The sequence below is a fragment of the Rhabdaerophilum sp. SD176 genome (assembly GCF_030143245.1).
Taxonomy (GTDB): Bacteria; Pseudomonadota; Alphaproteobacteria; order Rhizobiales; family Beijerinckiaceae; genus Rhabdaerophilum.
The window spans coordinates 588,531-610,642 of record NZ_JARJNS010000002.1; the positions used below are offsets into that span (position 1 = coordinate 588,531).

The 22,112-nt window shown below is 66.0% G+C and carries 18 protein-coding genes; 8 read left to right on the plus strand and 10 right to left on the minus strand.

The annotated features are described in order from the left end of the window. Positions 1–166 precede the first annotated feature (166 nt). The 3 genes from P0652_RS06600 to ligA are packed head-to-tail and all read left to right on the plus strand — an operon-like array spanning position 167 to position 4,858. Positions 167–1,057 (plus strand): outer membrane protein assembly factor BamD, encoded by an 891-nt coding sequence (locus P0652_RS06600; protein ID WP_284178030.1) that lies wholly within the window; start codon positions 167–169, stop codon positions 1,055–1,057. 16 nt (positions 1,058–1,073) lie between these two features. After that, positions 1,074–2,735, plus strand: coding sequence for a DNA repair protein RecN (recN, locus tag P0652_RS06605; RefSeq protein WP_284177970.1), 1,662 nt, complete (start codon positions 1,074–1,076; stop codon positions 2,733–2,735). Positions 2,736–2,737: 2 nt separating this feature from the next. Then, positions 2,738–4,858 (plus strand): NAD-dependent DNA ligase LigA, encoded by a 2,121-nt coding sequence (ligA, locus tag P0652_RS06610; RefSeq protein WP_284177971.1) that lies wholly within the window; start codon positions 2,738–2,740, stop codon positions 4,856–4,858. A gap of 25 nt (positions 4,859–4,883) precedes the next feature. Here the strand turns inward: ligA and solA are convergent, their stop codons facing one another. The 3 genes from solA to P0652_RS06625 are packed head-to-tail and all read right to left on the minus strand — an operon-like array spanning position 4,884 to position 9,056. Continuing rightward, a complete protein-coding gene (gene solA / locus P0652_RS06615) occupies positions 4,884–6,014 on the minus strand; it encodes an N-methyl-L-tryptophan oxidase (protein ID WP_284177972.1) in 1,131 nt (376 codons plus the stop codon). Beyond that, a complete protein-coding gene (locus P0652_RS06620; protein WP_284177973.1) occupies positions 6,004–7,215 on the minus strand; it encodes a multidrug effflux MFS transporter in 1,212 nt (403 codons plus the stop codon). Before P0652_RS06620 ends, solA begins: the two co-directional genes overlap by 11 nt. Then, positions 7,212–9,056, minus strand: a complete 1,845-nt coding sequence (locus tag P0652_RS06625) for an aminopeptidase P family protein (protein WP_284177974.1) — start codon at positions 9,054–9,056, stop codon at positions 7,212–7,214. The genes P0652_RS06620 and P0652_RS06625 overlap by 4 nt, the downstream gene beginning before the upstream one ends. A 313-nt stretch (positions 9,057–9,369) precedes the next feature. Between P0652_RS06625 and P0652_RS06630 the strand changes: the two genes are divergently transcribed. Continuing rightward, complete coding sequence (locus P0652_RS06630; protein ID WP_284177975.1) at positions 9,370–9,609, plus strand: hypothetical protein; 240 nt, start codon at positions 9,370–9,372, stop codon at positions 9,607–9,609. Positions 9,610–9,638: 29 nt separating this feature from the next. Further along, positions 9,639–9,764, plus strand: a complete 126-nt coding sequence (locus P0652_RS06635; protein ID WP_284177976.1) for a hypothetical protein — start codon at positions 9,639–9,641, stop codon at positions 9,762–9,764. Between the two features lie 147 nt (positions 9,765–9,911). Here P0652_RS06635 and P0652_RS06640 read toward each other — a convergent pair whose 3' ends face one another. The 4 genes from P0652_RS06640 to P0652_RS06655 form a co-directional block, all read right to left on the minus strand. Next, the gene (locus tag P0652_RS06640) at positions 9,912–10,922 is read right to left on the minus strand and encodes a 50S ribosomal protein L11 methyltransferase (RefSeq protein WP_284177977.1); all 1,011 of its coding nucleotides are present in this window, start codon (positions 10,920–10,922) and stop codon (positions 9,912–9,914) included. Between the two features lie 6 nt (positions 10,923–10,928). Then, positions 10,929–11,771: a restriction endonuclease gene (locus tag P0652_RS06645; protein WP_284177978.1), complete on the minus strand. Its 843-nt coding sequence runs from the start codon at positions 11,769–11,771 to the stop codon at positions 10,929–10,931. 3 nt (positions 11,772–11,774) lie between these two features. Further along, complete coding sequence (locus tag P0652_RS06650; protein ID WP_284177979.1) at positions 11,775–14,180, minus strand: ATP-dependent helicase; 2,406 nt, start codon at positions 14,178–14,180, stop codon at positions 11,775–11,777. Between the two features lie 129 nt (positions 14,181–14,309). Then, positions 14,310–14,804: a YHS domain-containing (seleno)protein gene (locus P0652_RS06655; protein WP_284177980.1), complete on the minus strand. Its 495-nt coding sequence runs from the start codon at positions 14,802–14,804 to the stop codon at positions 14,310–14,312. Positions 14,805–14,975: 171 nt separating this feature from the next. Here P0652_RS06655 and P0652_RS06660 point away from each other — a divergent pair, with 171 nt between their 5' ends. The 3 genes from P0652_RS06660 (at position 14,976) to P0652_RS06670 (ending at position 20,830) form a co-directional block, all read left to right on the plus strand. Further along, entirely contained in the window at positions 14,976–15,482 is a 507-nt protein-coding gene (locus P0652_RS06660; protein ID WP_284177981.1) for a DUF1993 domain-containing protein, read from the plus strand. 97 nt (positions 15,483–15,579) lie between these two features. Beyond that, the gene (locus P0652_RS06665; RefSeq protein ID WP_284177982.1) at positions 15,580–16,986 is read left to right on the plus strand and encodes an FAD-binding oxidoreductase; all 1,407 of its coding nucleotides are present in this window, start codon (positions 15,580–15,582) and stop codon (positions 16,984–16,986) included. 94 nt (positions 16,987–17,080) lie between these two features. Continuing rightward, complete coding sequence (locus P0652_RS06670) at positions 17,081–20,830, plus strand: AsmA family protein (RefSeq protein WP_284177983.1); 3,750 nt, start codon at positions 17,081–17,083, stop codon at positions 20,828–20,830. A 6-nt stretch (positions 20,831–20,836) separates the two neighbouring features. Here the strand turns inward: P0652_RS06670 and P0652_RS06675 are convergent, their stop codons facing one another. The 3 genes from P0652_RS06675 to P0652_RS06685 are packed head-to-tail and all read right to left on the minus strand — an operon-like array spanning position 20,837 to position 22,034. Then, positions 20,837–21,082: a ribbon-helix-helix domain-containing protein gene (locus P0652_RS06675; RefSeq protein WP_284177984.1), complete on the minus strand. Its 246-nt coding sequence runs from the start codon at positions 21,080–21,082 to the stop codon at positions 20,837–20,839. Between the two features lie 3 nt (positions 21,083–21,085). Next, entirely contained in the window at positions 21,086–21,283 is a 198-nt protein-coding gene (locus P0652_RS06680; protein ID WP_284177985.1) for a DUF4169 family protein, read from the minus strand. Between the two features lie 58 nt (positions 21,284–21,341). Further along, complete coding sequence (locus P0652_RS06685; protein WP_284177986.1) at positions 21,342–22,034, minus strand: methyltransferase domain-containing protein; 693 nt, start codon at positions 22,032–22,034, stop codon at positions 21,342–21,344. Positions 22,035–22,112: the final 78 nt, after the last annotated feature.

Genomic DNA, 22,112 nt, shown 5'->3' on the forward strand with positions numbered 1-22,112 from the left:
TCTGCCTTGTTCATGGTCTGCCTTATTCTTGCCGCGACATTGGTTGACGAGAATTTACGATGTTCGTCGTCATGCCCTTGCGCTCGGGGACGGATTTCTTCAAAAGAACCGATGGTGTGGACGCCGTGCGCGTTTGGCATGGCGGTTGGAGCGTGAGGCTTTCATGATGGCGTCTTCGCAGGCGAATTCCGGGCGATTGGCCGGTCGGCTCACGCGTTTGCTGGCTGGCGCGCTGATCGCGCTTTCCGTCGGGGCCTGCGAGACGATCTCGTCGCTCAACCCGTTCGAGGACAAGGGGCCGAAGAGCGATATCGGCAAGGACGAGCCGGCAGAGGTGCTGTTCAATGACGGCCTTGCCCGGCTGGAGGCGCGCGATTTTGGCGGCGCCAGCAAGAAATTCGTCGAACTCGACAAGCAATATCCCTATTCGCAATGGTCGCGCCGGGCACTCCTGCTCTCGACCTTCGCCTCGTTCGAAGGCGGAGATTATGCGGATGCGATCAATCACGGCCGGCGCTATGTGCAGCTTTACCCGGCCAGCCCGGACACGCCCTACGCGCAGTTCCTCGTCGGCATGAGCTATTTCAACCAGATCACGGATATCAGCCGCGATCAGGAGCGGGCCGAGAAGACCGTCCAGACCATGGATGACCTTGTCCGCAAATGGCCGAATTCGGAATATGCCCGCGAAGCGAAGGACAAGATGCGCGTCGCGCAGGACCAGCTCGCCGGCAAGGAAATGGATGTCGGCCGCTTTTACTTGCAGCGCCGCAACTGGACCGGCGCGATCAACCGCTTTCGCGAAGTCATCGTGAAGTACCAGACAACCCGCCATGTCGAGGAAGCGCTTTCGCGCCTTGTCGAGGCCTATATGGGGCTGGGAATTGTCAACGAAGCGCAGACGGCCGCCGCCGTGCTCGGGCACAATTTCTCGGACAGCCAGTGGTACAAGGACGCCTTCGCCCTGCTCGAGAGCGGTGGCCTGAAGCCGCGCGAGGATACCGGTTCGTGGATCAGCCGCACCTTCCGCGGCTTCACGCGTACCGTCGGCCTCTGAACCCGGCGCCGGCGCCATGCTGTCCAGCCTCTCGATCCGGGACATCGTCCTGATCGACCGGCTTGATCTGGAATTCGCGTCCGGCCTCTCGGTGCTGACCGGCGAGACCGGGGCCGGCAAATCCATCCTGCTTGATTCGCTCTCCCTCGCGCTCGGCGCGCGCGGCGATGGCGGCCTCGTGCGGCAGGGCTGTCCGCAGGGGCAGGTGATTGCGGTGTTCGATCTCCCGCCTGACCATCCGGCCCGTCTGGTGGCGCGAAGCTTCGAGATCGAGTCCGAGGGTGACCTGATCCTCCGCCGCGTCCAGATGGCAGATGGCCGCTCGCGCGCTTTCCTCAATGACCAGGCCGTCAGCATGCAGGCCCTGCGCAGCATCGGTGCGGCCCTGGTCGAGATTCACGGCCAGCATGCCGACCGGGCGATGATCGACCCTGCGACGCATCGGGCGCTGGTTGATGGCTTTGCCGGCCTGACCGGCGATGCCGAAGCGGTAGCTGAGGCGCATGGCCGGTGGCGCGCGTCTGAAAAGGCCGTCGCCGAGGCGCAGGCGAGGCTCGAGGCTGCCCGCAAGGAGGCGGATTTCCTGCGTCACGCCGCAGCGGAACTCGATACGCTTTCGCCTGAGCCGGGCGAGGAGGAGGCCCTGTCCGAACGCCGCGCCGCGATGATGCGCAACGAGAAATCCATGGCCGATCTGCGGGATGCCCATGATGCGCTGGGGGGCGATGGCGCGCCCGGCCCGGCTCTGGTCTCCGTGCTGCGCCGGCTGGAACGCCGCCGCGAGGGTGCGGGCGAGGCACTGACCGCCGCGCTCGGCGCACTCGAACAGGCACTGACTGCGCTCGACGAGGCCCAGTACAATCTCGACATGGCCCTGCGCAATGCGGAATTCGACCCGCGCGAACTGGAACGCGTGGAGGATCGGCTGTTCGCCCTGCGGGCCGCCGCGCGGAAATACCAGGTTCCGGTGGAGGCCCTCAGCGCATTGGCTGCCCGCTATGCGACCGAGCTGGATGCGCTGGACCATGGCGAGGCGCATCTCGTGCGGCTGCAGGCCGAAGCCCGCCATGCCGAGGCGAGTTACCGTGCAGCCGCATTGTCGCTCAGTGCGAAGCGGCGGAATGCGGCGCAGGCGCTGGACGAAGCGATCCAGCAGGAATTGCCGCCACTGAAGCTCGAGCGCGCGCGTTTCATGACCGAGATCGTCACCGATCCCGAGCGGCCGGAAGCGGCCGGCTTCGACCGGGTCGAGTTCCATGTAGCGACCAATCCCGGCACGCGACCGGGGCCGATGATGAAGATCGCGTCGGGCGGGGAACTCGCCCGCTTCATGCTGGCGCTGAAAGTGGTGCTGGCGGATCGCGGCTCGGCACCGACCCTTGTTTTCGACGAGATCGATACCGGCGTTGGCGGGGCGGTGGCCGATGCGATCGGCGCGCGGCTTGCCCGGCTGGCCGATGGCGTGCAGGTGCTGGCCGTAACGCATGCACCGCAGGTGGCGGCACGAGCGGCCACGCATTTCCATATCGCCAAGGGCGAGATTGCCGGCGGGCAGGTGGCGACGCGGGTGACGGCGCTTGACCGGCCGGCCCGGGGCGAGGAAATCGCCCGGATGCTTTCCGGCGCCACGATCACCGACGAGGCCCGCGCGGCGGCCCGGCGCCTGCTGGAGGCGTGATCATGACCGGAATCAGCAAGGATGTTGCGGCCCTGTTGCCGATTGAGGCCGAGATCGAGCATCAGCGCCTCGCTGCCGAAATCGCCGGGCATGACCTGCGCTATCATCAGGAGGATGCACCCGTCATTTCCGATGCGGACTATGACGCGTTGCGGCGCCGGCTGGAGGCGCTCGAAGCGGCCTTCCCGACTCTTGCAGCCCGGGCGGCACAGCAGGTTGGTGCGGCCCCCTCGGGCAAGTTCGCCAAGATCCGCCATCGCCTGCCGATGCTCAGCCTCGGCAATGTGTTCTCGGTCGAGGAGGCGGCGGAATTTGTCGCCCGTATCCGCCGGTTTCTCGACTGGCCGGCGGAAAAGCCGCTGGCGCTGACGGCCGAGCCGAAGATTGACGGGCTTTCGCTTTCGCTGCGCTACGAGAGCCGCCGCCTGATCAGTGCGGCCACGCGCGGCGACGGCGCCGAGGGCGAGGATGTGACGGCGAATATCCGCGCCGTCCTTGCCACGACCGGCATTCCCGAGACCCTGCCGGCCGAGGCGCCGGATATCGCCGAGATCCGCGGCGAGATCTATCTCAGCCATGCCGATTTCGCCGCCATCAATGCCCGGCAGGCCGAAACGGGCGGCAAGATCTTCGCCAATCCGCGCAATGCCGCGGCCGGTTCGCTGCGCCAGATCGACCCGCAGGTGACGGCAACGCGGCCCTTGCGTTTCTTCGCCTATGCCTGGGGCGAGATGGGCGCGATGCCAGCCGGCACACAGAGCGGGATGGTCACGGCTTTCGCCCGCTGGGGTTTTCCGACCAATCCGCTGATGGTGCTCTGCGAGACGCCGGAGGCGCTGGCGACGCATTACCGGCGCATCGAGCGCGACCGGCCGGTCCTCGGCTATGATATCGACGGCGTGGTCTACAAGGTCGATGATCTCGATCTGCAGCGCCGGCTCGGCTTCGTGGCGCGTGCGCCGCGCTGGGCGGTGGCGCATAAATTCCCGGCGGAGAAGGCAGTCACGCGCCTCAACGCGATCGAAATCCAGGTCGGGCGGACGGGCGCGCTGACGCCGGTGGCGAAGCTTGAGCCGATCACGGTGGGCGGGGTCGTCGTGTCCAATGCGACGCTGCACAATGCCGACGAGATTGCCCGGCTCGATGCCCGAGTGGGCGATTTCGTCGTGGTGCAACGGGCGGGTGATGTCATCCCGCAGGTGGTGGAAGTGGTGCTGGAGCGCCGCCCGGAGGGCACCGAACCCTATGGCTTTCCAGGGACCTGCCCCTGCAGCCTCGCGACGCCGGTGATCCGCGAGGCGACCAGCGCCGGCGTGGAAGGCGCAGTCCGGCGCTGCTCGGGCGAATTTGCCTGCCCGTTCCAGCGGATCGAGCATCTCCGGCATTTCGTGTCACGCCGGGCCTTTGATATCGAGGGCCTGGGCGAGAAGCAGATCGCCTTCTTCTTCGACTGCCCGGTCGAGGCGCTGCGGATCCGCGAGCCGGCAGATATTTTCACCCTGGAGCGGCGGAATGACGCTGCCTTCCAGAAGATCGAGAATTTCGAGGGGTTCGGGAAAACCTCGGTCGCCAATCTCTTCAGCGCCATCGCGGCGCGGCGGCAGATCGCGCTCGAGCGCTTCATCTTCGCGCTCGGCATCCGCCATGTCGGGGAGACGACGGCGAAGATTCTGGCGCGCGCGGCCGGCGAATGGCCCGCCTTCGAGGCGCTGGCCAAGCGCATCGCAGCCGGCGATGCCGAGGCGACCGGCGAAATGCAGGCGCTTGACCAGATCGGCAGCGCCGTGACCGAGGCGATTGCGGAATTCTTCTCCCGTCCCGAAGCGGTTTCCATGGTTGACCGGCTGGTCGGGGAATTGACGGTGCTGCCGGCTGAGCGGCCGGTGGGAGAAAGCCCGGTCACCGGCAAGACCGTGGTCTTCACCGGCAGCCTCGAACGGATGACGCGCGACGAAGCCAAGGCGCGGGCGGAAAGCCTTGGCGCGAAAGTTGCCGGTTCGGTCTCGAAGAAAACCGATTACGTTGTTGCCGGGCCGGGTGCGGGCTCGAAGCTCGACAAGGCGACCGAACTGGGCCTGAGAGTGCTCACCGAGGATGAGTGGCTGGCCCTCATCGGGGGTTGAGGGGGCGGGGGCCGACAGGTGGGCGCTAGAGCCCGAACCGCGACAGGCTGAACATCGAGAGATCGAAGCCGGGTTCGCGCCCCGTCGCGAGATCGGCCAGGACCTCCCCGAAAACGCTGCCGAACTTGAAGCCATGCCCCGAGCAGGGCGAGGCCACGATAACCTGCGGTGCGCCGGGCAGGCGGTCGAGGATGAAATGCTCGTCCGGCGTCACGGTGTAATGGCAGGCAGTGAGGCGCAGGCAGGCGCCGTTGGCTTCCGGGAAGGCGAAGGCAAGGCCCCTGCGGAGCAAGGCCTCGTCTTCCGGATGGACTTCGCGATCCATGGTCTCGGCCGGGCCCTGCTGGTTGAGATGCCGGTGGCAGCCGATCTTGAAACCCGGCGCACCCCAGATCGGGAGCTGGTAGAAATGCCCGGCTTCCGACCAGAGGATCGAGGTCGGGAAGGCGCCTGGCTGGAAAGCTGCCGGGTTTTCCGGCCGGAACCAGCCGAGGACCTGCCGCTCGGGCACGGCCAGCTGCGCCAGGGCAGGGATGTGGGTGCCGATCCAGCCGCCAGTGGCGAGGATCAGGCTGTCGGCCTCGAAGGTGCCTCCGGTCGTCCGGACGCGAACGCCGCCGCCGGGCAGCGGGTCGAAGCCGAGCATCGGCTCGCGGGCGCGGATCTCGGCGCCATCGGCGAGGGCCAGCATCTGCAGGCCAGCCAGGGCACGATCCGACGCGACGAAGCCGCCATCGGGCTGGAAGATGCCGGCATAGTCTCTCGGGATCCGGAAGGCCGGGAAGCGGCGCATGATCTCGCGCGCGTCCAGTTCCTCGAAAGGCAGGTTGTTGACGAGGCAGGATTCCCGCGATTGCCGGGTAAGGACATGCGAATCCGGGGCAAGATCCAGCGTGCCGGTGACATGGAGAATGCGCTCGCCCAGCCTCTCGCCGAGCGTCTCCCAGAGCCGGGCCGCGCGCTGGACCATCGGCACATAGGCGGCGCCCTCGAAATAGGCGATGCGGATGATGCGGTTGACGCCATGGCTCGAGCCCATGGCATGGCCGAGATCGAAGCGTTCGATGCCCAGAACGTTCTGGCCTCGTGCCGCCAGCGTGGCGAGGGCGGCCGAGCCCATGATGCCCAGGCCGACGACGATCACGTCATGGCGCATTCTGGCTCGCTCCCTTCCGGCTGACGTCCGGATGGCGGCTGGCCCAGCCGGAAAGGTAGGCCAGAATCGCACAGGCCAGCATCATGAGCGCCAGTGGCAGTGCCGAGTTCTGGCCGAGCTTGGCCGCGACGAAACTGACAACCGCGCCGACGCCGACCTGCCCGAACCCCATCAGGCCCGAACCGGCGCCAGCGGCCTTCGGATCGACGCTCAGGCCACCGGCAATCGCATTCGGCAGGACCATGCCGTTGCCGAAGGAGATCATCATCGCCGGCAGGAAGAGCACGAACGGGTTGAGGATACCAAGCATGGCGGGGATCAGGATCCCGATCGTGCCGGCGAGGCCCGCCACATTGCCCCAGGCGATCAGACGGTCGATGCCGAGTTTCTGCGACAGCCGGCCGGAGATGAAGTTGCCGACCATGTAGCCGACGGAGATTGTCATGAACCAGTAGCCATAGGCCGTTTTCGAATAGCCGAGCACGTCGATCATCAGGTAGGGCGCGGTGCCGATAAACGCGAAAAACAGGGCCGAACAGAAGGCGCTGGCACCCCAGAAAGCCATGTACTGGCCATTGAACATCAGCGTGAAGGTCCGTTCGGCAACCTGCCGCGAGGTGGCCGCCACCAGCGAGGCCGGGCGCGTCTCGGTCAGCTTGGCGGAGGCGAGGGCGAGGCTGAGCACGCCGAGGATGGCACAATAGGCCATGATCGCCCGCCAGCCATAGGCAACGTCGATCTTGGCGCCGATCAGCGGCGCGACCATCGGCGCGATCATCATCGCCATGGTGACATAGCCGATCATGCTCGCGGCGGTGCTGCGGTCGTAGAGATCACGGATGATCGTGCGGCCCAGCGTCAGGCCGGCCGTGGCGCCGAAGCTCTGGATCGTCCTGGCCACCACCAGCACCTCGACATTCGGCGCAAGGGCCGCAACGCAACTCGCCGCCACATAAGTACCCAGCGCGACAAGCAGCACCGGGCGGCGGCCAAAACGGTCGGCGAAAGGGCCGAGCAGCAGCTGGCTCAGCGCCATGCCGAAAAGGTAGCTCGACAGCGTCAGCTGGGCCATGTCCTTCGAGGTGCCGAGCGCATCGGCCAGCTCCGGAATCGAGGGCGACATGATGTTGAGCGTCAGCGGCCCCAGCATGGAGAGGACCACGAGCAGGATCAGGAACGAACGGGAGCCGGCTTGCATCATAGCGGGCGGCAGGCCTTTTCGAGCCAGGACAGCGCCTCACCGGAAAGGCCGGGCGAGAGGGTGTCCAGCACGCGGCGGTGATAGGCGTTGAGCCAGGCCCGCTCCTCGCGGGTGAGCATCGAGCGGATGACCGGGCGCGTGTCGATCGGGCAGAGCGTCACCGTCTCGAAGCCGAGCATCCGGCGTTCGGCCCGGGCGATATGGCGTTCCTCGACGATCACCAGGTTCTCGATGCGGATGCCGAAATGGCCCTCGCGGTAATAGCCGGGCTCGTTCGAGAGGATCATGCCGGGCAACAGCGTTGTGTGGCCGAGCTTCGAGATCCGCTGTGGCCCCTCATGAACCGAGAGGAAGGACCCCACGCCATGGCCGGTGCCATGGTCGAAATCCTTGCCGGCCTGCCAGAGATATTGCCGGGCCAGCGTGTCGAGCTGTGCACCGCTGGTGCCATGCGGGAACAGGGCGAGCGAGACGGCGATCATGCCCTTGAGGACGCGGGTATAGGCATCGCGCATGCCGCGCGTCGGCGTGCCGATGGCGATCGTGCGGGTGATGTCGGTCGTGCCGTCACGGTATTGCCCGCCGGAATCGATCAGGAAGAGGCCGGGCGTGATCGGCCGGTTGGTCGCCTCGGTGACGCGGTAATGCGGCAATGCCGCGTTCGGGCCGGCGCCGGCGATCGAGCCGAAGGAGATATCGACGAGCTGCCCGGTTTCGGCGCGGAAGCCTTCCAGCGCGATGGCGGCATCGATCTCGGTGACGGATCCCTTGTCGAGCGCGCCTTCCAGCCAATGAATGAAGCGGACCATGGCAAGGCCGTCGCGCCGGTGCGCCTGCCGCGACCCCTCGATCTCGACCGGGTTTTTCGCGGCCTTCATCAGGGCCAGCGGGTCGGGGCCGGGATCGGCCGTGCCACCGGCCGACTGGATCAGCGCGGCGAGGCCGACCGGCGCCGTATCCTCGTCAAGGCGGATCCGCGCACCCGAAGCGGCGATCTGGCGCAACCGCGTGGCGAGTTCGCGCCTGCCGTCGCCGGGTGCGCCCTGCGGCGCGACAATCTCGGCGAGGCCGGAGAGACGGCGGGCAAGGGCCGGTTCAAGCCGGGCCGGGTCGACGAAAAGCGCCGGTTTGCCCTCGCGCGGGACGAGTGCGAAGGCCCGGAGAATCGGCAGATGCGGCACATCGCCGGCACGCAGGTTGAACAGCCAGTTCACCGAGGGGCATTCGGAGACGACGAGCGCATCGCATTTCATCTCGGCCAGCCGGGCCTGGAGCCGCGCGAGCTTTTCGGCAGTTTCCTCGCCAGCAAAGGCGACCGGATGGTCGATGACCGGCGTCACGGGCGCGGCGGGGCGGTCTTCCCAGATGCCGGCGAAGGGATCGCTCTCCTCGGCGACGAGCACGAACCCGCCTTCGGCTGCCGCATTCTCGAAACGCCTGAGCCCCCGCGCGGTGAAGAGGGCCGGATCATAGCCGATTCGCCAGCCCAGGCCGGCCTGCTGGCGGAGCCAGGAATCGGGGCCGGTCTCGGCCAGTGCGACTGGCTTGATGACCTTGCGATCCAGCTCGGTCCGGGCCTGGGTGGTATAGCGGCCGTCCACGAACAGGGCGGCCTTGCGTTTCAGGATGATGGCAAAGCCCGCCGAGCCGGTAAAACCGGTCAGCCAGCCCAGCCGGTTCTCGCTGGCCGGGATGTATTCGCCCTGGAAGATATCAGCCCGGGGCAGGAGCCAGCCATCCAGCTTTCGGGATGCGAGCACCTGGCGAAGGCGGTGGATGCGCTCTCCGGACAGGTCGGCGCGGGATTCGGTCGAAAATTTCTGGATGACTGGGCGATTCACGGGGAGCCTCGAACGTAGGCCCAAGCTTAGCGGCCTGCCGACGGCGCCACAAGGCTGTGCCCGGCCTGCCGGCATCCTGCGCAGAACCGATTCATCATGGCGAAGCCGGGGCAGATTGCGGCAAGATTATGCAGAATTCGCACGGATATTAATCATTTGTGACTTGGATCTGCATTTCACGCATGGCTTGGTTGCGTCTGCATCTCTTGCTGCGATGCAACAAAGGTCTACATTGATCATCAAGGCAGATGGCAATCGCCGGATGCGGCGGTCCAGACCTTCGGGTGCGGGACCCCAACCACAGGAGACGACAATGGCTAGCCTGACTTTTTCGAATGCACTGCTTCCGCTTGGTGGCACTGACACCACGGAGAAGGTCGAAGCCAATTCCCGCGGCTTCTTCGGCCGCCTGATGGATGCCATGGTGGCGAGCCGCCGCCGCGCGGCCGAGCGCGAGATTGCCCGGCTCGAGCTGGCTTACGGCTTCAAGATTCGCCCCGAAACCCGGACGGATGCCGAACTGGCGACGAAAGACCTCCCCTTCGTTCGCTGAGCGCATCCTCCCACATAAGGAACATCGCCATGATCATGGCCTTTCTGACCAACATCTACGCCAAGACCGTCCTGTTCATCGAAGCCCTCCAGGAGGGCGCGGCCCTGCATCGCGAGATGCGCCGCCAGAATCCGGGCGCTTTCGGCCACGAATAACAGACTGGGGCGGCCGGCTGGTTCCGACCGGCGGCCGCCCGGTTTTTCTCTCCCTTGCGCCCTGCCTCCGGCGCACAGACCCCATCAGCCCCGCTCCGGCAGGGCTTTTTCATGCGCGAAGGCCGGTCAGGGGTGGCCAGGCTTCCTTCAGGCGCGGCGCGGCTTGCCGCCACCCCGGCGCAGCAGGAGGCTGGCCCAGCCTTCGAGATGGCGCTTCGCCACGAGATGGAAGCCGAAAGCGCGGTATTTCGCGAGAATGGACGGCACATCCGGCAGCAGCAGGCCGGAGAGGATCAGTTCTGCCCCCGGCGTGGTGGCGGCAGCGATTTCCGGTGCGAGGCCCCGCAGCGGGCGCGCGAGGATATTGGCGAAGACGAGCGTGTAGGCGCCGCGCGCCCGGAGATCCGGATGCTGCAGGCCGCGTGCGACAACTGGCCTCACATGCGGCCCCACGCCGTTGAGGCGGGCATTGGCCCGGGCGATGCGCACCGAATCCGGATCCATCTCGCCCGCCCAGACGAAATCGTGGGTGATGCGCGCCGCCGCAAAGGCGAGCACGCCGGTGCCGGTGCCGATATCGACAATGGCCTCGCGCGGGGCGAGGCCGGCGCGCCGCGGCTTGCGGCGCTTTACCCAGTCCTCGAAATGCAGCAGGCAACCGCGCGTGGTGCCGTGATGGCCGGTGCCGAAGGCGAGGGCGGCCTCGATCTCGATATTGATGCGGTTCGGGGCGAGGTGTCCGCGATCATGTGCGCCATGCACAGTGAAGCGTCCGGCATCGACCGGCTTCAGCCCTTCAAGCGCGGTGGCGATCCAGTCCTGCGCGGCGATGCTCTCGAAGACGAGGGCAGCGCCCGCTTCCGGGCCGGCAATCCCGGCCACGAGCGCGCGGATCTCGGCCTCGTCCGGCGCTTCGCCGAAATGCAGTTCCACCAACCAGGGCAGGGCCTGATCCGGCAGGAGCGTGCCCATCGCGCCCTCGCGGAACGCCTCCTGCCGCTTCGGGCGCGGCACGGCGGCGGGCAGGGCATCGGCTTCCGGCATCTCGAAGGCGGAGGCGGCGAGTTCCTCCGGCTCGAAGAGTTCAGACAAAGCATCGGCAATCCGCGTGGCGCGGGCTTCGTCGGTGATCAGGCGGGCGAGGATGGTTGCGGTCATTGAAAATCAGATGCTGCTCAAAAGAGCTTTGTCCACCGACACTTCTTCAACCATGCGAATGGTTACTCCTAAACGAAGTGATTTAAGAAGCTCGCAAAGGGAATCCCCGTCCACCAAATCAATTGTTGGTGCGCCATCTCGTATTGCTTCTCTTTGCGCGTCGGCAGTAAATCTGCCGGTTGTGATAACCAGACCTTTGTCCGCCCTCCCAATCATGGCGCCCCGAAAATCACGAATTGTCGATGACGAGACAGCATCTTTCCAACGCTTGCACTGGAATGAGACTTGAAAGGAAACCAAATTAATACGTAGGACACCAGAGCCATCAATTCCACCATCGCCACTTCGGCCAGATACAATAACTTTCGAAAATCCACTTTCTCGTAAGAGTCTTTGGCATAGGCGTTCGAAAGCATCAGGCGCCATAATCTTTAGCTCAGCTAAAAGATTTTCTTTCCAGCTTAATTCCTCTATTTCTTGGTCACTTTCAAACGATTCCAGTTTTTCTGGAGCCTTTTTTTGCAGGCTTCTTACGATTCTAGGAACGTGTGTAATTTCTGATTCGGTAATTATTCGTCCTTTGGGAGTAAGAGACCACACCCCCCGAGAGCTGTTTTCAAGTGCATCAAACTGTTTTAAATAAGTTCTTGCCCAAGCAAGCCTATATCCAACTTGAGTTCTGCCTGTATCTCCGTGCGGTATGCTAAGAATGTCTTCAGATATATTTAGTTTTTCGCCAACTTTTTCTTCAAGCTCCTCAATGGTTGCTGAGCCACCCATTTCCCGCAGGACAACAATCATTGGCCACATTAGGTCATTGAACTTAGGAACCCGTTTATCCATTTTCATAGGTCACCCCGCCTGGACGAAGCTGTCGATCACCATCTTGCGGCCGGCCTTGTCGAAATCGACGGTCAGCTTGTTGCCATCGACCTCGGCCACGGTGCCGGGACCGAATTTGAGATGGAAGACGCGGGCGCCGGATTCGAATTTCGACGGGCTGCCGGTGGAGGAGGCAAGGACGCGTCCCTCGATCAGGGCCGGGCCACCGCGCCGGCCGGGATCCTGCGGGGCGGCGGAAGGGCGGAAGCCGGCCTGGCTCGCTGCCTGGGCCCGCTGCCAGCCGGGGGTGGAATAGCTCGAACCCTGGAAGGGCTGCACCTTGTCGAAGCGGCTGCCCCCGCCGCCACCATAGCCGCCGCCATAGATCTGGCGCTGCTGGCTGCCATAGGTGCCCTGGCCCTCCATCACCTCGACATGCTCGGCGGGCAATTCATCGATGAAGCGCGAAGGAATGGCTGCCTGCCAGAGGCCGTGGATGCGGCGGTTGGTGGCGAAGAACAGCCGGGCGCGCCGCTTGGCGCGGGTCAGGCCGACATAGGCGAGGCGGCGTTCCTCCTCGAGCCCGGCCTTGCCCTGGTCATCCAGCGCACGTTGATGCGGGAAGACGCCCTCTTCCCAGCCGGGCAGGAACACGGTTTCGAATTCGAGGCCCTTGGCGGCATGGAGCGTCATGATCGAGACGCGGTCGCTGCTGTCGGATGAGGCCGCATCCATCACCAGCCCGACATGTTCGAGGAAGCCGGCGAGATTCTCGAATTCCTCCATCGACCGGACGAGTTCCTTGAGGTTCTCGAGCCGGCCGGCAGCATCGGCCGAGCGGTCCTTCTTCCACATGTCAGTGTAGCCGGATTCCTCCAGCACGAGTTCGGCCAGTTCGTGATGCGGCAGGCTCTCGATCTGGCCGGACCAGCGCGAGAAGCTGTCCATCAGCTCGCGCAGGGTCTGGCGCTGCTTGGGCTTCAGCTCCTCGGTTTCCACGAGAACGCGTGCGGCCTGCATCAGCGGCACGCGTTCGGCGCGGGCATAGCCATGCAGGACCGTGAGCACGGCATCGCCGATGCCGCGCTTCGGCGTGTTGATGATCCGCTCGAAGGCGAGGTCATTCGAGGAGGAGGCGACGCATTTGAGATAGGCGAGGGCATCGCGGATCTCGGCACGCTCGTAAAAGCGCGGGCCACCGATGACGCGATAGGGAATTGCGTTGGTGATGAAGCGTTCCTCGAATTCGCGCATCTGGAACGAGGCGCGGACAAGGATCGCCATCTGGTCGAGCACATGGCCCTTGTGCTGGAGAGACTCGATCTCGTCGGCAATCTGCCGGGCCTCCTCCTCGGAATCCCAGGCGCAGGCAACGGTGACCTTGTCGCCCAGCTCGCCTTCCGTGAAGAGGGTCTTGCCGAGCCGGCCCTCGTTCTTCTCGATCAGCCGCGCTGCCGCGCCGAGAATATGCCCGGTCGAGCGGTAGTTGCGCTCCAGCCGGACAACGGTGGCGCCGGGGAAATCCTTCTCGAAGCGGAGGATGTTGTCGACCTCGGCGCCGCGCCAGCCATAGATCGACTGGTCATCATCGCCGACGCAGCAGATGTTGCGCCTTCCCTGCGCGACGAGGCGAAGCCAGAGATACTGGGCGACGTTGGTATCCTGATATTCGTCGACGAGGATATAGCGGAAGCGTTCCTGATATTGCGCGAGGATTTCCGGATTGTCGCGGAAGAGGCGGATCGTCTCGAGCAGGAGATCGCCGAAATCGACGGCATTGAGCGTCTTCAGCCGGTCCTGGTAGAGGCCGTAAAGCTCGGCGCCACGCCCGGCAAAGCCGATGGATTCCCCGGCCGAGACCTTGTTCGGCGGCAATGCCCGGTTCTTCCAGCTGTCGATCTGGTTGGCCAGAACACGCGCCGGCCAGCGCTTGTCGTCGATATCCTCGGCCTGCAGGATCTGCTTGATCAGGCGGATCTGGTCATCGGTGTCGAGGATGGTGAAATCCGGCTTGAGATCGACGACCTCGGCATGGCGGCGGAGCAGCTTCGTGCCGATGGCATGGAAGGTTCCGAGCCAGGGCATGCCCTCGGCCACCGCGCCAACGAGATGGGCGATGCGCTCCTTCATCTCGCGCGCGGCCTTGTTGGTGAAGGTCATCGCGAGAATCTCGTTCGGGCGTGCCCGGCCGGTGGCGATGATATGCGCGATGCGGCTGGTCAGCACCTTGGTCTTGCCGGTGCCGGCACCCGCGAGCACGAGAACGGGGCCGTCCATCGCCTCGACGGCGCGGAGCTGCTCCGGGTTCAGGCCGCCGAGATAGGCGGCCGGGGCAGCCGCGGCTCGCGCACGCGCGGCCAGCCCACCGGGCTGCGGCTGAACTTTCGGGGCCGGCTCGGCGGAGGACCAGCTATCGAGCGAGAACGGATCGGACAACGATTTGCTTCACATCTGCGCGGCGGTGCCCTGATGGCCCGGCGCCTTCGGAACCCTGCTATATGCGTGATTCGTAGCATAAGTCAGGGCCGGGTTCATGCGGCCAATTGCGTCCGTCTGGGGATGGGCTTACGGCTTGCCGGTGATTTTCGGCCAATGGCCGTTGGCGCGGCTGATATTGCCGGCCACGTCCTTTTCCCATTCCGCCTTCACCGCGAGATCATAGTTGAGATAGAGCCGCCCGCTCTCGATCCGCCAGGCCAGCGGATCGCCCTTGGCGGTGTAGCCCTGTGCTACTGCCCAGGAGCAATAGCCGCCATAGGCCGGCATGAAGGCTTCCGGCCGGGCGGTAAAGGCCTGCCGGTTGGTCTCGCTGGCGAAGCGCCATTCAACCCCGGCATGGTTCAGCACGAGGTCGGCTCGGCCCTCGCGCGGTTTTCCCTCGCGGAAATAGGCGACGGGGTCATAGCCCCCGAGGGCGATGCCGGGCTTCAGTGTGGTGTCGATCGCGGCCGGGCGGCTGGCTCCGGGCGTCTCGGCTGCCAGACGCAGCGAGAGCGCCGTCGCGGCGAGGGCGCCTGCACCAAGGCCCAGCCCGAGAATGACCAGAGATCGCCGTTGCATGGTTCGCCCTCCCTTTTACGCGGGGCAGGATGCGCCACCCGGCGACCCACGCCCAAGCCACGTTCTCGTGAGCAGCCCGCAGGGTGCCGCAAGCCCCTTGCGGTGCCCGGCGAGATGCGCGATGCCAGAAGCCGTCACCCCGTTTCCCGGTGGCCCCGTGAAGGATCTTCCATGTCGACCATGACCATGACCGGCCTGACCACGCTCGGGCAGACGCTCGATGCCCTTGTCCGCATCCTTGACAAGCTGGCTGCCCATGCCGAGGCCCGGAAAATCGAGGAGGCGGTCTATCTCCAGGCGCGACTTTATCCGGATATGTTCGCCTTCACCCGGCAGATCCAGATCGCCTGCGATTTCGCCAAGGGCGCGGCGGCGCGCATGGCGGGCCAGGAAGTTCCGGGCTGGGCCGACGAGGAGAAAAGCATTGCCGATCTCAAGGCGCGGGTGGAACGGACGAAGGCCTTCATCGCGGCAATCGATCCAGCGCTCTATGCCGGTTCGGATGGCCGGATGCTGAAGATCAAGCTCGGCCGCAATGCGCCCGAACTCGAGATGTCCGGGCAGGATTACTTCGCGAAGGTCGTGCTGCCGAATTTCTATTTCCATGCCTCGATGGCCTACGCGATCCTGCGCCATTGCGGCGTCGAGCTCGGCAAGGGCGATTTCCTGAACCGGTAACGGGCGTGGTCGGTTGACTTTGGTGTTAGGTCAGCCATGCTGACCCAAACAGAAGGCGGAGCCGTGATGCAACCGCCACCAGCAAGGGAAGAACCCCATGGCCGAAGCCCCCAAGCCCTCGCCCGCCACGATTGCGGCAGTCACGCTCGCGCTCCAGCAGCGTTTCGGCAATCGCTGCGTGACCAGCGAGGCCGTGCGCCAGCAGCACGCCCATACGACGACCTGGCTGACGACCCAGCCGCCGGATATGGTGGTTTTCATCGAAACGGCGGAAGAGGTGCAGCAGGTTGTCCGCATCTGTGCGGAGCACAAGGTCCCGGTCATCCCGTTCGGCGCCGGCTCCTCGCTCGAGGGCCATCTCAACGCGCCAAGCGGAGGCGTTTCGATCGACCTGTCGGGCATGAAGCGCATCCTCGAGGTGCATCCCGAGGATCTCGACTGCGTGGTCGAGCCGGGCGTGACGCGCAAGGAACTTAACGACTATCTCAAAAGCTACGGGCTGTTCTTCCCGATCGATCCTGGCGCGGATGCCTCGATCGGCGGCATGGCGGCGACGCGGGCCTCGGGCACGAATGCCGTCCGCTATGGCACGATGAAAGACAATGTGATCGCTCTCGAGGCGGTGATGCCGAACGGTGAGATCGTCACGACCGCGCGGCGGGCGAAGAAGACCAGCGCGGGTTATGATCTCACCCGGCTTTTCGTCGGTTCGGAAGGCACGCTCGGCGTGGTGACGAAGATCACGCTCAAGCTGCATGGGCTGCCGGAGGCGATCTCCGCCGGGGTCTGCCCGTTCCCGAGCGTCAAGGCGGCGGCGGATGCCACGATCATGACCATCCAGACAGGGCTGCCTGTGGCGCGGATCGAGCTGCTCGATGCAATGCAGGTGAAGGCGGTCAATGCCTATTCCAAGCTCTCGATGCCGGAAACCCCGGTCCTGCTGGTGGAGTTCCACGGCACCGAGCAGGGCGTGGCGGAACAGGCCGAGCGCTTCGGCGAAATCGCCGCCGATCTGGGCGGCGGGCCCTTCGAGTGGGCGACCAAGCCGGAAGACCGCACGCGGCTCTGGCAGGCCCGGCATGATGCCTACTGGTCGGTCATGGCGCTGCGCCCGGGCGTCAAGCCCTTTGCGACGGATGTCTGCGTACCGATCTCGCGCCTTGCTGATTGCATCGAGGAGACGCAGGCGGATATCGCCGCCAGTGGCCTGATCGCGCCGATTGTCGGCCATGTCGGCGACGGCAATTTCCACACTTCGGTGCTGGTCGATACCGCCAGCGAGGCGGAAATGACGGTGGTGAAGGGGTTCCTCACCCGTCTTGTCGAGCGCGCGCACCGGATGGAGGGCACCTGCACCGGCGAGCATGGCGTCGGACAGGGCAAGATGAAATATCTCGAGCCCGAACTCGGGGCGCCTGCGCTCGATACGATGCGGCTGATCAAGCGGGCCCTCGATCCTGACAACATCATGAATCCCGGAAAGATTGTCACGCTTCAGCCGTGATCATTGCGTCCTTTCGCGCTAGGTTGTGAGAGAACCGATCGGAAGGGCCGTGATTCTGCCGGGCCCTGCCGAGCTGTTGTGAACGGGAGATCGTGTGCGGGATCTTTTGACCGGCCTTGCTGCCCTCATTGCCCTCGCGCTGATCGCGCTGATGGTCGGGCCGCATTTTGTGGACTGGGACAGCCAGCGCCTACGTGTGGCCGGGCTGGTCAGCCAGCGGCTGGGCATGCCGGCGACGATTTCGGGCCCGCTCGCCATCCGTTTCCTGCCGACGCCGACGCTGGATGCGGAGCGCATCACGCTCGGGCCAGCGGAACGACCGGTCGTGCAGATGCGGCGGTTGCATCTTGCGCTCTCGGCCACAGCGCTCCTGTCCGGAAAACTTGCCTTTGCCGAAGCGGAGGCCGAGGAGCCGGTGCTTTTCCTCGAGGCGCTCAGGCCCTGGCTCGAACAGCTCGATCAGGAGGGCCGGGCGCCGACCCTGCCAGCCATCGGCTTCGAGGCCCTGCTGCTCGAGAGGCTCTCTCTCGTCGAGGCTCCGGGGGCAGCCGGCGCGGTGCTTGCCGGCCCCTTCACTGTGCGGATCGAGGCGCCGAACCTTGCCGGTCCAATCCGGATCCAAGGGCAGGATGCGGGGCAGCAGCGTGACCTGAAAATCCAGCTTGGCCAGTTCGACAAGGGCCGTGCCCGGCTGCGCGGCACGCTCGAGGACCGGGCCTTCGGCGGGCGCGTGGCACTCGATGGCTGGTTCGCGCTGCCCGGCGTGGCGGGGCGACCGCTCTTCGATGGCTCGGCCAGCTATAACGGCAACCCTGTGATGGGCGAGCAGAAGCTCCAGCTGCCGTTCCAGGGCAGCGCCCGCCTTGTGGTCCAGCGCAACCAGATGATCGCCGATCCGGTCAATCTGACCTTGGGCAGCGCGGATCAGGGTGTTGCCTGGGCCGGGCAGGCCTATCTCGACCTTGCGGGGCCTCGCCCACGGCTGAAAGGGCGCCTCGATGCGAAACGCATCGACGGGGCCGCCCTGCTCGGCGCGGCCCCGGAAGGGCGGCTTCCTTTCCGCCCCGATCCCGGCCTGATCCCGGGCTTGCCCTGGCTGGATGGGGAGGTCGAGCTTGGCCTCGGCGTGCTGCAACTGCCCGGCGGACTCGTGCAGAACGTGCTTGTCCGGACCGGTTTGGAAGGTGGCAGCGCCCGGCTGGAAGCCGCATCGGCGGATCTTCCCGGCGGAACCCGCCTCGCCTTCACGCGGGTGGAGGGGGCCGGCCCGACAGCGATTGACGGAACACTCGGCGTGGAAACCGAGGAACTGCATATCCTCGCGACCTGGTTGCGTGGCGGGGACCACCTGTCGCAATTGCCGCAGCGGGCCCGGCTCGGGGTGCGGCTGAAGGGCGATTTCGCGGGGATTGCGCTCGAACAGATCGAGATCGACAGCCCGGCCGGACAGTTGCGCGGTATGGGCCGGTTCGCGCCGGCCAGCGCGCTGGCGGGGTCGCTGCCGCGGCTGGCGCTTGATCTCAGGGCCGAGCGTTTCGACGGCCGCGTGCTTGCTGCGCTTGACCCGCTCCGCCCGGTGCCCGGGCTCGATCTTTCGACGCGGCTCTCCATTGCCCGTCTCGTTGTCGATGGCCGCGACATGGGCGGGCTCGATGTCGATCTCGAGCGGGCGCAGGAGAACGGAACGCTGCGCCACCTCAAGCTGACCGGCCCGCGCGGCGAGAGTATCCTGCTGACCGGAACCGCCTCCGGCGATGGTCTCAACCTGACCGCCAAGCTTGATGCGCCCCGTCTCGGCGAGCTGAGCCGCGTTGCCGCGGCGTTGCTGCCGGGCGCTGTGACGGAGATGATCGTCACGCGTGCCGCAACACTGGAGCCGGCCCTCGCAGTGGCCAATATCCGCCTGCAGGACAAGGCCGGGGAAGCCACCTGGGACATCGCCTTTGACGGGAAATTCGCCGGCACCGAGGCGCGGGGGCGCAGCCAGTCGCTGCTGAAAGGCGACCAGCTCCAACTCTCGCTCGAAGGGCGGCTCGCCAATCCGGACGGATCGCGCCTCGCCTCGCAGCTTTCCGGCGTGGCGCTGCCTGCCGGACAGGGCGAGGGGCTTGTGATCTTCCGGGCCGAGGGCAATCCGCGTCGGCTCGTTTCCGGGCAGGTCGAGGCCCGGCTGGGCCAGACCGAATTCCGCATCGATGGCGGGCTGAACCCGTTCCGTTCGGCTCCTGTCGAGGGGCGGATGACGTTGGCCACAGAGGATGCCGGGCGGATCGGCCGGGCGCTGATCGGGAACCGCGCCACTCTGGGCGATGGCCGGCCGGCCCGGATTGCCGCCACCCTGCGCGGTTCGCGCGAGACCGTCACCCTCACAGATCTCGATGCCCGGCTGGGCGATCTGCCGATCCGGGGCGAGATCGCCTTTGACCTGACCCGTGCGGGCAAAGTGGCGGGGCAGATCCGCGCGGGCGAACTCTCCCTCGAGGGGGTGCTGGCGCCAGCCATGGGGCGGGGCTGGCCGGATTTCGGGGCCAGCTGGCCTAGGAACGGCTTCGGCGAGGCCGTGCGGCCGCCCTTGGCGGGCGACCTCTGGATCGAGGCCGAACGGCTGATCCTGCCCGGGGGCAGCCGGCTGGAGGCGCCGCAATTTGTGTATCGTTTCGGCCCTGATTCGGCCGCGCTGGAAGGATTCGAGGCCCGCTCGGGCGATGCCCGCGTCTCGGGCGGGCTGACGCTGCTGCGGAAGGGCGAACTCCTGGAGGCAGCGGGGCGGCTCGACCTTGCCCGCTGGCCCCTCGCGGCGCCCGGCGGGAGGCTGTCCGGTTCGCTGCCTTTCTCGGCCTCTGGCGCGACGTGGTTGGACCTTGTCGCCAGCCTGGCGGGGGCCGGTCAGCTTGCCTTCGACGATCTGGTGGTGGCCGGGCTGGACCCGGATGCGCTGAGCCGCGTCAGCGCGACCCCGATCGACAGGATCGACCCCGTGACCGAGTTGACCGTGGGTGCCCTTGTTGATGCGGCGCTGCAGCGGGGTGAATGGCGCGTGCCCGGCCGTTTGCAGCCGGCGGGGATGAGCAACGGGCAGTTGCGCGTCAGCCTTGCGGCCGAACCGGCAGGATCGGGCGAGGCAGCGGCGGTGATTGTCCAGCCCTCGATCCTGTTCGATCTGGTTCGGCGCGAGGTCGAGGCCCGGTTCCAGCTTCGCCAGACTTCTCTTCCGCCGGGCTGGCGCGGTGCCGCGCCGGAGATCGGGCTGACCCTCGCCTCCCGGCATGACCCGCGACGCTCCGGGATGTCGCCGCTGCAGCGGCGAATTGATGTCGCCTCGCTCCTCAATGGGTTCCTCGCGATGGCCATCCAGCGCGATCTCGAGAAGGCCGAGGCCTTCGAGGCCGACCTGCGCGAGCGCGCGGCCCATCTGCGGCGCCAGCATGCCGACCGGTTCACCGAGCGCAGGCAACGCGAGATCCGCGAGGTCGAGGCTGCGATCGAGCTGGAGGCCGCCGCGATCCGCCGTCGTGCTGCCGCGGCGGCGGAGTTCGAACGGCAACGCGCGGTCCGGGAAGAGCAGGCGCGACAGGCCGAACTGGCCCGTCAGGCTGAACTGGCGCGGAAGGCCGAGCTTGCGCGGAAGGCGGAGGAAGAGCGGAAAGCCGAGCTTGCGCGACAGGCTGAACTCGCGCGTCAGGCCGAGCTTGCGCGTAAGGCGGAGCTTGCGCGGAAGGCGGAGGAAGAGCGGAAAGCCGAGGAAGAGCGGATCCGCCGCGAGGCACAGCAACCGCAGGAGCAGGCTCAGCCGCCTGCCCGGGCAGCACCGCTCGACCTCACTGCGCCGGCGCCGCCGGGCTGAGGCCGGTCAGCTCCCCGCATCGGGTTGCTGCGCCATGGCGCCGCCGGCGATCAGCCATTCGAGCAGGTGAACGCGGATGGCCGAGGAGAGGTTGCCCTCGCGGCGCTCGCGGTCAATCTCCTCGACCAAGGCGCTGAGGCTCCTGCCCTCGCTCTCCGCCTTCTGCCGCAGGAAACGCCAGAAGGGTTCCTCGAGCGAGATCGAGGTGGCGTGGCCGGCAATGCGCATGCTGCGCTTGATGACGGCGGGCATGGATCAGCGGTTCGGATCGGGGTCGGGTTCGATACGGCCTGCCTCGTGCAGGCGGTTCCGGCGGGCTTCCTCGGCCTTGCGGACCTGCTTCTCCGTCTTGGTCTGGCCGAAGCGGATGCGGTTTTCCTGCGCCTGGCGTTCCGCCTCGGCGCGGGCCAGCTTCTTGCGGGCCTGCCTGAAGTTGATGATGGTATCGCTCATCGTGGTGCTGCTGGCCCTGACCCGCCCGGAATGCCGGTTCCGGCGAAGGATGCCCGCATCAGTCGCGGATGGCAATGAAGCTCTTGGTCAGGCCGAAGAAGCGTTCCTTGATCATGCGGGCCGGTTCGGGGAACAGGGCCCGGAACCGCACGGCATCGACCATGATCGCATCCTCGCAGAAGCGCATCGCATCATCGAGGGTCGCGGCCTTCGGAAACGCGCCGAGAGCCATGTGGCGCGTCCACCAGATGCGCATCGGCATCGGCAGCCAATGGAAGAACGGAGCGCGGAAATGCGGCTCGATCGGGAAGCCGAACGCGGGCGTCTGCACATAATAGCACGGGGCGAGGCGTTGGACCTCCGCCGCCATGGCGCGCATGGCTGCCCAACGGCCAACATGCTCGATGACTGAATTGGAATGGACGATATCGAAGCTGTTATCCGCGAATTCCGGCATTGCGCAGGCATTGCCAGCCAGCGAGGTGAAGCGCGGATCGCTCACGCGCTCGGCCTGAAGGTTGACGAGCGTGAAATGCACGTCATGCCGTTTCCAGAGCGGTTCGACCGCCAGCCAGTATTCGGCGGTGCCGCCGACATCGAGAATGCGGGCGGAGCCTTTCTCCGCCACCACCTTGTCGATCAGCGCCGTGATATAGGCAAAGCGTTTCAGGCGGAACGAACTCAGCGGCGAGGCCTCGCCCTGGATGGAAATCTTGTTCGCGGTCTGGATCGTTCCGGATGCTGATGCCATGCCTTAGCCCTTCCTGTTCTGCCGAAAGGGCTTAGGCCGGGCATGTTTGACAACCCCTAAACGCCGGTAAAAAGCCGG

Excerpts from the sequence above, each read along its gene's own strand:
- ligA (WP_284177971.1), top strand. The coding sequence starts at position 2,738 with ATGACCGGAATCAGCAAGGATGTTGCGGCCCTGTTGCCGATTGAGGCC.
- P0652_RS06665 (WP_284177982.1), top strand. The coding sequence starts at position 15,580 with ATGGCCGAAGCCCCCAAGCCCTCGCCCGCCACGATTGCGGCAGTCACG.
- P0652_RS06685 (WP_284177986.1), bottom strand. The coding sequence starts at position 22,034 with ATGGCATCAGCATCCGGAACGATCCAGACCGCGAACAAGATTTCCATC.
- P0652_RS06635 (WP_284177976.1), top strand. The coding sequence starts at position 9,639 with ATGATCATGGCCTTTCTGACCAACATCTACGCCAAGACCGTCCTGTTC.
- P0652_RS06620 (WP_284177973.1), bottom strand. The coding sequence starts at position 7,215 with ATGATGCAAGCCGGCTCCCGTTCGTTCCTGATCCTGCTCGTGGTCCTC.
- P0652_RS06675 (WP_284177984.1), bottom strand. The coding sequence starts at position 21,082 with ATGCCCGCCGTCATCAAGCGCAGCATGCGCATTGCCGGCCACGCCACC.
- P0652_RS06655 (WP_284177980.1), bottom strand. The coding sequence starts at position 14,804 with ATGCAACGGCGATCTCTGGTCATTCTCGGGCTGGGCCTTGGTGCAGGC.
- P0652_RS06660 (WP_284177981.1), top strand. The coding sequence starts at position 14,976 with ATGTCGACCATGACCATGACCGGCCTGACCACGCTCGGGCAGACGCTC.
- P0652_RS06600 (WP_284178030.1), top strand. The coding sequence starts at position 167 with ATGGCGTCTTCGCAGGCGAATTCCGGGCGATTGGCCGGTCGGCTCACG.
- P0652_RS06680 (WP_284177985.1), bottom strand. The coding sequence starts at position 21,283 with ATGAGCGATACCATCATCAACTTCAGGCAGGCCCGCAAGAAGCTGGCC.
- P0652_RS06630 (WP_284177975.1), top strand. The coding sequence starts at position 9,370 with ATGGCTAGCCTGACTTTTTCGAATGCACTGCTTCCGCTTGGTGGCACT.
- solA (WP_284177972.1), bottom strand. The coding sequence starts at position 6,014 with ATGCGCCATGACGTGATCGTCGTCGGCCTGGGCATCATGGGCTCGGCC.
- recN (WP_284177970.1), top strand. The coding sequence starts at position 1,074 with ATGCTGTCCAGCCTCTCGATCCGGGACATCGTCCTGATCGACCGGCTT.
- P0652_RS06640 (WP_284177977.1), bottom strand. The coding sequence starts at position 10,922 with ATGACCGCAACCATCCTCGCCCGCCTGATCACCGACGAAGCCCGCGCC.
- P0652_RS06645 (WP_284177978.1), bottom strand. The coding sequence starts at position 11,771 with ATGAAAATGGATAAACGGGTTCCTAAGTTCAATGACCTAATGTGGCCA.